Below are 7,464 nucleotides of genomic sequence, written 5' to 3'. Positions count from 1 at the left end.
GCCGCGCGCTGGGCGTTCCCGGCGGCGTCACCCTCACCGGGCCGGCGCTGTTGTCGGCGCGCACCGTCACCCTGCTGGTGTCGGGTGCGGCGCAGCGGAAGGCGGTCGAAACCGCGCTGAAGCAGGGCGCCGCCAGCCCGTTGCCGATTGGCCGCCTGCTGGCCGAGCTCGATATGGACATCGATATCCACTGGTGCGCCGAATAAGGGCTCAACAAGGGACATGGGGTGGTGTTGGGCGCCATAAATCTGTCATCCGCCACCGCTAGGCCTCAGCCATGCGCGCCCTGCTGTTCCTTGCCCCGCTGCTGATTGCGGCAGCCCCCCTCAAGCCAGCCCCGCCACCCGCCATGCCCCCGCAACCGCCGCTCATCATCGCCCATCGCGGCGCCAGCGCCGAACGGCCCGAACACACGCTGGCCGCCTATGAGCGCGCCATCGAGCAGGGCGCCGATTTCATCGAGCCCGACCTGGTGCCCACGAAGGATCACCAGCTCGTCGCCCGCCACGAGAACGAGATCGGGGGCACCACCGATGTGGCCAGCCGGCCCGAATTCGCGACCCGCAAGACGACGAAGACCATCGACGGCGAGGCCATCACCGGCTGGTTCACCGAGGATTTCACCCTTGCGGAGCTGAAGACACTGCGGGCGCGCGAGCGCCTGCCGCAGCTGCGCCCGGCCAATGCCGCCTTCGATGGCCAGTTCGAGATCCCCACCCTGGCCGAAATCATCGCGCTGGCGAAGTCGGCGTCGGCCCGCACCGGGCGCACCATCGGCATCTACCCCGAAACCAAGCACCCCAGCTATTTCCGTGGGATCGGCCTCGCCATCGAACCGGTGTTGCTGGCCGAACTGGCGAAGGCCGGCTGGACCACGGCGGCGGCGCCGGTGTTCATCCAGAGCTTCGAGGTCGACAATCTGAAGGCGCTCAAGGCCCAGACCGGCGTGCGGCTGATCCAGCTGATGGCCGAAAAGGGCAGCTCTGCCGATGGTCATGACTATCGGCAGATGGCAACACCAGAAGGCCTGAAGCAGGTCGCCCACTATGCCTTCGGGATTGGGCCGGAACGCACGATGGTGATCCCGCGCGACACCTTCGGGAGGCTGGGCCGGCCCACGACGCTGGTTACCGATGCCCATGCCGCCGGGTTGGAGGTGCATCCCTGGACGTTCCGGCCGGAAAATTATTTCCTGCCCGAAGGCCTGAAATCCGGCGCCGATCCGCGCGCCGCCGGCGATGTAGATGCCGAGATCCGCGCCTATCTGGCGACCGGCATCGACGGGCTGTTCAGCGATTCCACCGCCGCCGCGGTGCGGGCGCTCACCGCTCCGGCCAGTCCAGCACGAAATTGATGTGGGCGGCCGCGGTCGGCTTCTCGCGCGATCCTTGCCACGCCTGGGCATGCACGTTGACCACGCGGCGCCCCAGCTTGGTGATGCTGGCAGCGGCGCGGGTTTCCTGGGTGGCGCCCTCGCGCATGAAATCCACCGTCACCGTTACGGGCCGCACGCGCGGCAGCGCCTCGCCCTCCGGCTGAGCGGCGATCACGGTCAGCAGCCCGGCCAGTTCCAGCAGGCCGGAAATGGCGCCGCCGTGCAGCCGCCCCGGCGAGCCGATCAGCGTCTCGTCGAACGGCATGATCAGCTGCAGCTCGTCGTCCACCCGCTCGAAGGCCAGGTCGAGCAGGGCGGCATAGGGCAGCATGTCGAGCCGGCCGGAAGGCTGGCTCAGCAGGCTGGCGAGCGCCGGGTTGGTCATTGCCAGCCGCCCTGCAGCTTGGAGGCCGCAAACATGAAGGTGCCGGCGACATGCGCGATGGGGTCGGCCGGGTCGCCATCATGGGCCAGCCCGCGCACGAAGGCGATCTGACGGGTCATGCGATAACATTCGCCGCGCGCCGTCACGGTGGCCTCGGGCTTGGGGCTGCGCACATAATCGGTGCGCAGGTCGAGCGTGGCGTGCGGTTCGAAGGCGCCGCGCGCCAGCATGGAGGCCATGCCCACGCAGGTGTCCATCAGGGTGATGATCGGGCCAGACGCCCAGATGCCGTGATCGGGATCGACCAGCAAGTGCGGGGCATAGGGCAGTTGCAGCTCCACCCAGCGGTCACCGCTGGCGATGAAGCGCAGGCCCAGCTTCTTGTTGTGCGGCACGCGGCCCACGAACGGGCCCATGAACTGGGCGACCTGTTCGGCAAAGGCGGTCATGCCATTTCCCCCGAAGCCGCCTTGGCCAGCGCGCCAATGCGCCCGATCATCGATGCGAGGCCCTGCGTGCGGTTGGAGGACAGGTGCTTCGACAGGCCCAGCCCGTCCAGCCGCGCCTTTATCTCTGCCGCGTCGATCTCGGCGGGTCGGCGGCCATCGGCCAGCATGAGCACCAGCGCCACCAGGCCCTTGACGATGGCGGCGTCGCTGTCGGCGGCAAAGCGCAGCCGGCCTGCTTCCATGGAGGGGTGCAGCCACACCTGGCTGGCGCAGCCGCGCACCTTGTTGGCGTCGGTCTTCAGCGCAGGCTCCATCGCCGGCAGGGCCTGGCCGAGCGCGATGATCAGCCGATAGCGGTCGTCCCAGTCGTCAAGGGCGTCGAACTCGGCCTCGACATCGTCGAAAGTGGTGATGGCCATGACCGCAGCCCATGGCGGGCGAAGCGGGCTGCGGTCAAGGGGCGTTAGAGGTCGACACCGGCGGCAATGGCTTCCAGCTTGCGGATGCGTTCCTTCAGGTCAGCAAGGTCGATGCGCTGGCCCACGGCGGGCAATTCGGCGCCAGCGGGACGCACGTCCAGCTCGCGCGTCTTCAGCTTGAGCCAGCCAGCCCAGCTCCACGCCGCGAGGCCGCCCAGCATGGCAAGGCCAGCGAGGGTCGCGGTGGAGAGGACCAGGAGAGATTCAACCGGGGGCATGGCAGTCTCCTTTCTTATTGATCTTTCAGGGATTCGATTTCGTCCGACAGGCGCTTGGCCGGATCGGTGGCCAGACGTTCGAGGACCCGGATGCGCTCGTTGAGGCGGCTCACCTCGCTGAGCAGCTTCTGCTTCTCCGCATCGGTACCGGCGTCGCGGCCGCCCGGCAGGCGGTGCATGGCGCGATAGCGTTCGCGCAGCACCCGGCCGACGGTGACGATCGCAACGATCAGCACCACCATCGTGAAGACGTTCATCTGTCTATTCCCCGTTGCCGGCCCGATGGGGGTGGGGCCGGGCAGTCATGGTCAATTCAACTGCTTGGCGGCCAGCGCGTCGATTTCGGCCGCCAGCCGGCTGGGTTGGTCGGTGGCGATACGTTCCAGCACCGCCATGCGGTCCTTCAGGCTGCCCAGTTCGGCGCGCAGCTGGGCGTTCTCCTGGCTCAGCAGCCTGATGCGCTCCATCGCCTCGCCACCACCGTTGGGATAGAGCGGCTTGCCCCAGCTGTTTTCCAGCGGGTAGCCGTTCTTCACCTTCAGCCAGGTGGTGGCGACCCAGCCGAGCACGCTGGCCACGCCGACCGTGGCGATCACTGGGGCGAGAATGTCGATGATGACGGGTTCAATGGCCATCGGGAGTGTCCTTGCAGGGTGGGCGCATCAGCGCAGCTTCTCGATCTCGTCGGCCAGCTGGCGGCTCTCGCTGGTGAGATGATATTCGAGGTCGCGCAGCCGGCGGTCGGCATCGCGGAACTGGGCGTTGATGTCGCGCAGCGTGCGCTTGGGCGCCACCCGCACATCGCGCCAGAAGGCCTGGCGGTCGGGGCTGGCATCATAGAGCGCGGCCGGCTTGTCGTTGGCGATCCAGGCGATGACGAGATAGGCCAGGATGCCCGAGCCGGAGCCCAGCACGGTGCCAAGCGCGAAGCCGATGCGCACCAGCGTGACGTCCCAGCCGAAATAGTCGGCGATGCCGGCGCAGACGCCCATGAACTTGCCGTTGCGCTTGTCGAGGTAGAAGCGTGAGGGTTTGGCAGACATCGGGGAATTTCCCTGTTGGGCGACCGTGACGAGCGGTGCGCCGGTGATGGGTTCAGTTGGCGAGCAGGCCGATCACCAGATAGACGATGATGGCGGAGCCGAAGCCGAACAGCGTGGCCAGCACGAAGGCGATGCGCACCAGCGTGACATCCCAGCCGAACCGGTTGGCAATCCCGGCGCAGACGCCCATCAGCTTGCCGTTGGACTTGTCGAGGGTGAGAGCGCGGCTCATGGATATTCTCCTATGCTTGCAGGTCAGCGCAGCAGCTTACGCTGTTCGGACAGGTCGGTGATGCGGCTGTCCTTCCAGTTGGGGTTCTCGGCGGCGACGATGCGCTCCACCGTCTCGATGCGCTGATCGAGCCGGCGGGCCAGATCGTGCAGCTCCTCGAGCAGGGCTTCGTCCTGCTGGCTGATGCCGGTCTGGCTCTTCCACTTGGTGAGATAGTGGAGGATCATGCCGGGCAAGGCCACGAACAGCATGCCGACAATGGCGATGGGCAGAATGATGCCATCCATGGCGTTATCCTTCCGTCTTGCCGAGGCGGGCCTTCATGGCTTCCAGCTCGGCATCCACTTCGTCGTTGGTCTGCAGCGCGGCGAACTCGTCCGCCAGGCTGCGCGTTTCGCCCGGACCGCCCAGCGCCAGTGCGTCGGCGCGGCCCTCGGCCATGTCGGCGCGGCGTTCCAGCACCTCGAAGCGGGCGAAGGCATCCTCCACGCGGGGTCCGCGGATCATCTCGCGCAGCTTGGAGCGCTGGGTGGCGCTCTCGATGCGGTTCAAGAGCGCGTTCTGGCGGGTGCGGGCCTCGCGCAGCTTGGCCTCCAGCTTGGCGATGTCGGCCTCGTTGAGGGCGAGTGTCTCGTTCAACAGGTCGATCTCGGCCTGGGTGGTATCGATGAAGGCCTTGGCCTTGTTCTTCTCCACCAGCGCCGCCTTGGCGAGGTCCTCGCGGCCCTTCGACAGGGCGAGTTCTGCCTTGTCCTGCCAGTCGGTCATGGCCTGGTTGGCCTTGACCATGGCGCGCTTCATTTCCTTCTGATCGGCGATGGTGCGGGCCGCGGACGCGCGCACCTCCACCAGCGTTTCCTCCATCTCCATGATGATCATGCGGATCATCTTGGCCGGGTCTTCGGCCCGATCGAGAAGGTCGGTCACGTTGGCGGCGATGATGTCGCGGGTTCGCGAGAAAATGCCCATCTTGCGTGTCTCCAGCAGTTCGAAGGTGGCGGTCAGCAGCGGTGTGGCCGGGGCCGGTTCCAGAGGGGGGCGACTCAAGGGAACCAGGGCCCCGGCCGACGTGTCGTGGATCACGCCACGATAACGCTGTTGGCCGCCGGCGTCACCAGCGCCGGGCCGGTGGCGGCGGCGATGAAGGTGAAGCCGATCAGCAGGGCGGCAACGGTGCTCAGCAGGGTGTGGGCGAAGCGGAAGTTGGTGGCAGTCATGGTCTCTCTCCTGTTGCGGTGGCGGCGACTGGCCGCTCATGCCATCTACATTGCAGGGGTCGTGCCAAGTGCCGTGCTGGAACCAAGTGCCTGAAAAAGCACGACACATGCTGGCTTACATTTTTTGACCTTGGGCAGGGATTGCCAAAGTTTGGGAAAATGTGCCAACTCCTTGCATGGCCGCTCCTGCCCAGCTCATTGGCAGCTCGACGAGCTTCCTCGACGCGGTCGAGCGCGCGTCCGCGGCTGCCGCCCTCAACCGCCCGGTGCTGGTGATCGGGGAGCGCGGTACCGGCAAGGAACTGATTGCCGATCGCCTGCACCGCCTCAGCCCGCGCTGGTCGCAGCCGCTGGTCAGCCTCAACTGCGCGGCGCTGCCGGAAAACCTGATCGATGCCGAACTGTTCGGTTATGAGGCCGGCGCCTTCACCGGTGCAACCCGCGCCCGCGCCGGCCGCTTCGAGGATGCCGATGGCGGCACCCTGTTCCTGGACGAGATCGGCACGCTGTCGCCGCCGGCGCAGGAGCGGCTGCTGCGGGTGGTGGAGTATGGCGAACTGACCCGGCTGGGCTCCAACAAGGTCATCGCCGTCGATGTCCGGCTGGTCGGCGCCACCAACGAGGATCTGCCGGCGCTGGTGGCGAAGGGCCGCTTCCGGGCCGACCTGCTCGACCGGCTGAGCTTCGAGGTCATCACTTTGCCGCCCTTGCGCGAACGTGCCGAGGATATCGAGGTGCTGGCGACGCATTTTGCCCGCCGCATGGCCGCCGAACTGGGCTGGCCGCGCTTTCCGGGCTTTGCACCGCGCGTGCTGGAACAGCTGGCGAGCTGGCACTGGCCGGGCAATGTCCGCGAGTTGAAGAATGTCGTGGAGCGCGCCCTCTATCGCTGGGGCGATGCCGACCGGCCGGTGGGGCAGCTGGTGATCGACCCGTTCGAATCGCCGTGGCGGCCGCACGGCGGCACCGCCATCAGCCCGGTGACGGAGGCCAGCGAGATGCCGCCACCATCACGCCCGCCCCTGAAGATCGACGGGGTGAGCGATCTGCGTTCAGCCGTCGCCGCCTACGAGAAGCAGTTGCTGGAAGCCGCGCTGGAGCGCCACCGCCACAACCAGCGCCGCACCGCCAGCGCCCTGGGGCTCAGTTATGACCAGTTGCGCCATGCCCTGAAGCGGCATGGCCTGCTGGGGGAATGATCAGTCCAGCTTCAGCCCATGCCGGGCGAGCAGCGGCGCCTGGGCCATGGTGAAGATGAAGATGGCGGCGGTCACGCCCCACACCTTGAAGCTGAGCCAGTCGTCGTAACTCAGCAGCCGCCGCGCCGCCTCGTTGGCGAACAGCAGCGCGATGAACAGCAGTGCCCAGTTGCGGGTGAGCAGCTTCCATCCGCGTGTCGTAAGGCCGGGCAGCGCGTCTTCCATCACGATCTGCAGGGTCGGCCGGCCGGTGGCCAGCCCGCCCAGCAGCAGGGCAGCGAACACGCCATAGATGATCGTGGGTTTGAGCTGGATGAAGGCCTTGTCCTGCAGCCAGATGGTCAGGCCGCCGAACAGCACAACGATCACTGTGGTGAAGATCATCGCCGGCGGCAGGTGGCGGGTCTTGGCCCAGTGCCACAGCGCGGCAGCGAGGCTGGCCACCACGAACACGCCAGTGCCGATCACCGCGCTGGCCACCTCCGCGTCTTTCAGGCCGGGCAGGGCGCCGCGCTCGAACAGCGCCTTGCCGGCCTTGCTGGCGGCAAAGAACAGGATCAGAGGCCCGAGGTTGATCGCCATGCGGGCGCCGGTGGAAAGCTGCGGGCGGGTGGCCATGATGCGCCCCCATAGCGCGGGCGGGCGCCTGCGTCACCAGCCGGCACGGGGTTGGGGGGTGACGCGGCCGGCCCAAGCCATTAAGCCGCAAGGCGTGAGCGGGGCGCTTGTCATCGAGGATCTGGCCTGCCGGCGCGGGCAGCGGCTGCTGTTCGAAGGCGTGCGCGCGCGGGTGGAGCCGGGCGGCGCACTGCTGCTGGTGGGGCCTAATGGCGCCGGCAAATCCTCCCTGCTGCGGCTGCTGGCCGG

At 67.5% G+C, this 7,464-nt stretch carries 16 protein-coding genes; 4 read left to right on the top strand and 12 right to left on the bottom strand.

Going from position 1 to position 7,464, the window contains the following annotated elements; translation table 11 throughout:
* Together GJV64_RS09295 and GJV64_RS09290 are read left to right on the top strand one after the other, a co-directional pair.
* A partial coding sequence (locus tag GJV64_RS09295; RefSeq protein ID WP_205599576.1) for a 6-phosphogluconolactonase occupies nucleotides 1-206 on the top strand: 206 nt, incomplete at its 5' end.
* Nucleotides 207-277: 71 nt separating this feature from the next.
* Nucleotides 278-1,354, top strand: a complete 1,077-nt coding sequence (locus GJV64_RS09290) for a glycerophosphodiester phosphodiesterase (protein WP_164156974.1) — start codon at nucleotides 278-280, stop codon at nucleotides 1,352-1,354.
* Here GJV64_RS09290 and GJV64_RS09285 read toward each other — a convergent pair.
* The 11 genes from GJV64_RS09285 to GJV64_RS09235 form a co-directional block, all read right to left on the bottom strand.
* Nucleotides 1,323-1,760, bottom strand: coding sequence for a PaaI family thioesterase (locus GJV64_RS09285; protein ID WP_164156973.1), 438 nt, complete (start codon nucleotides 1,758-1,760; stop codon nucleotides 1,323-1,325). The genes GJV64_RS09290 and GJV64_RS09285 overlap by 32 nt on opposite strands.
* Nucleotides 1,757-2,209: a PaaI family thioesterase gene (locus GJV64_RS09280; RefSeq protein ID WP_164156972.1), complete on the bottom strand. Its 453-nt coding sequence runs from the start codon at nucleotides 2,207-2,209 to the stop codon at nucleotides 1,757-1,759. The genes GJV64_RS09285 and GJV64_RS09280 overlap by 4 nt, the downstream gene beginning before the upstream one ends.
* A complete protein-coding gene (locus tag GJV64_RS09275; RefSeq protein ID WP_164156971.1) occupies nucleotides 2,206-2,628 on the bottom strand; it encodes a SufE family protein in 423 nt (140 codons plus the stop codon). Before GJV64_RS09275 ends, GJV64_RS09280 begins: the two co-directional genes overlap by 4 nt.
* 44 nt (nucleotides 2,629-2,672) lie before the next feature.
* Nucleotides 2,673-2,906, bottom strand: a complete 234-nt coding sequence (locus GJV64_RS09270; RefSeq protein WP_164156970.1) for a hypothetical protein — start codon at nucleotides 2,904-2,906, stop codon at nucleotides 2,673-2,675.
* A 14-nt stretch (nucleotides 2,907-2,920) separates the two neighbouring features.
* The gene (locus tag GJV64_RS09265; protein ID WP_164156969.1) at nucleotides 2,921-3,163 is read right to left on the bottom strand and encodes a hypothetical protein; all 243 of its coding nucleotides are present in this window, start codon (nucleotides 3,161-3,163) and stop codon (nucleotides 2,921-2,923) included.
* A gap of 51 nt (nucleotides 3,164-3,214) precedes the next feature.
* Nucleotides 3,215-3,541: a hypothetical protein gene (locus tag GJV64_RS09260; protein WP_164156968.1), complete on the bottom strand. Its 327-nt coding sequence runs from the start codon at nucleotides 3,539-3,541 to the stop codon at nucleotides 3,215-3,217.
* Nucleotides 3,542-3,568: 27 nt separating this feature from the next.
* Complete coding sequence (gene pspC / locus GJV64_RS09255; RefSeq protein ID WP_164156967.1) at nucleotides 3,569-3,949, bottom strand: envelope stress response membrane protein PspC; 381 nt, start codon at nucleotides 3,947-3,949, stop codon at nucleotides 3,569-3,571.
* Nucleotides 3,950-4,001: 52 nt separating this feature from the next.
* Nucleotides 4,002-4,181 carry a PspC domain-containing protein gene (locus GJV64_RS09250; protein ID WP_164156966.1) on the bottom strand — a complete coding sequence of 60 codons (180 nt, stop codon included), beginning with the start codon at nucleotides 4,179-4,181 and terminating at the stop codon, nucleotides 4,002-4,004.
* 23 nt (nucleotides 4,182-4,204) lie between these two features.
* Nucleotides 4,205-4,468 carry an envelope stress response membrane protein PspB gene (gene pspB / locus GJV64_RS09245; RefSeq protein WP_164156965.1) on the bottom strand — a complete coding sequence of 88 codons (264 nt, stop codon included), beginning with the start codon at nucleotides 4,466-4,468 and terminating at the stop codon, nucleotides 4,205-4,207.
* A 4-nt stretch (nucleotides 4,469-4,472) separates the two neighbouring features.
* On the bottom strand, nucleotides 4,473-5,150 hold the full coding sequence (pspA, locus tag GJV64_RS09240) for a phage shock protein PspA (RefSeq protein WP_164156975.1): 678 nt from the start codon (nucleotides 5,148-5,150) through the stop codon (nucleotides 4,473-4,475).
* A gap of 110 nt (nucleotides 5,151-5,260) precedes the next feature.
* A complete protein-coding gene (locus GJV64_RS09235) occupies nucleotides 5,261-5,398 on the bottom strand; it encodes a hypothetical protein (protein WP_164156964.1) in 138 nt (45 codons plus the stop codon).
* Between the two features lie 176 nt (nucleotides 5,399-5,574).
* Here GJV64_RS09235 and pspF point away from each other — a divergent pair, with 176 nt between their 5' ends.
* Nucleotides 5,575-6,597, top strand: coding sequence for a phage shock protein operon transcriptional activator (gene pspF / locus GJV64_RS09230; RefSeq protein WP_164156963.1), 1,023 nt, complete (start codon nucleotides 5,575-5,577; stop codon nucleotides 6,595-6,597).
* Here the strand turns inward: pspF and GJV64_RS09225 are convergent, their stop codons facing one another.
* Nucleotides 6,598-7,215 (bottom strand): inner membrane-spanning protein YciB, encoded by a 618-nt coding sequence (locus GJV64_RS09225; RefSeq protein ID WP_164156962.1) that lies wholly within the window; start codon nucleotides 7,213-7,215, stop codon nucleotides 6,598-6,600. It abuts the gene before it with no gap.
* On the opposite strand from GJV64_RS09225, the gene GJV64_RS15730 reads away from it, so the two are divergent.
* Nucleotides 7,178-7,464, top strand: a 287-nt coding sequence (locus GJV64_RS15730; RefSeq protein WP_328799173.1) for an ABC transporter ATP-binding protein, incomplete at its 3' end; no start/stop codon positions are given. The genes GJV64_RS09225 and GJV64_RS15730 overlap by 38 nt on opposite strands.

The organism is Sandarakinorhabdus rubra (assembly GCF_010994245.1).
Taxonomy (GTDB): Bacteria; Pseudomonadota; Alphaproteobacteria; order Sphingomonadales; family Sphingomonadaceae; genus Sandarakinorhabdus; species Sandarakinorhabdus rubra.
This window is presented reverse-complemented; position numbering and strand designations above follow the sequence as displayed.

Coding starts and splice junctions, on each gene's coding strand:
- GJV64_RS09290 (WP_164156974.1), top strand. CDS start 278: ATGCGCGCCCTGCTGTTCCTTGCCCCGCTGCTGATTGCGGCAGCCCCC.
- GJV64_RS09285 (WP_164156973.1), bottom strand. CDS start 1,760: ATGACCAACCCGGCGCTCGCCAGCCTGCTGAGCCAGCCTTCCGGCCGG.
- GJV64_RS09280 (WP_164156972.1), bottom strand. CDS start 2,209: ATGACCGCCTTTGCCGAACAGGTCGCCCAGTTCATGGGCCCGTTCGTG.
- GJV64_RS09275 (WP_164156971.1), bottom strand. CDS start 2,628: ATGGCCATCACCACTTTCGACGATGTCGAGGCCGAGTTCGACGCCCTT.
- GJV64_RS09270 (WP_164156970.1), bottom strand. CDS start 2,906: ATGCCCCCGGTTGAATCTCTCCTGGTCCTCTCCACCGCGACCCTCGCT.
- GJV64_RS09265 (WP_164156969.1), bottom strand. CDS start 3,163: ATGAACGTCTTCACGATGGTGGTGCTGATCGTTGCGATCGTCACCGTC.
- GJV64_RS09260 (WP_164156968.1), bottom strand. CDS start 3,541: ATGGCCATTGAACCCGTCATCATCGACATTCTCGCCCCAGTGATCGCC.
- pspC (WP_164156967.1), bottom strand. CDS start 3,949: ATGTCTGCCAAACCCTCACGCTTCTACCTCGACAAGCGCAACGGCAAG.
- GJV64_RS09250 (WP_164156966.1), bottom strand. CDS start 4,181: ATGAGCCGCGCTCTCACCCTCGACAAGTCCAACGGCAAGCTGATGGGC.
- pspB (WP_164156965.1), bottom strand. CDS start 4,468: ATGGATGGCATCATTCTGCCCATCGCCATTGTCGGCATGCTGTTCGTG.
- pspA (WP_164156975.1), bottom strand. CDS start 5,150: ATGGGCATTTTCTCGCGAACCCGCGACATCATCGCCGCCAACGTGACC.
- GJV64_RS09235 (WP_164156964.1), bottom strand. CDS start 5,398: ATGACTGCCACCAACTTCCGCTTCGCCCACACCCTGCTGAGCACCGTT.
- pspF (WP_164156963.1), top strand. CDS start 5,575: ATGGCCGCTCCTGCCCAGCTCATTGGCAGCTCGACGAGCTTCCTCGAC.
- GJV64_RS09225 (WP_164156962.1), bottom strand. CDS start 7,215: ATGGCCACCCGCCCGCAGCTTTCCACCGGCGCCCGCATGGCGATCAAC.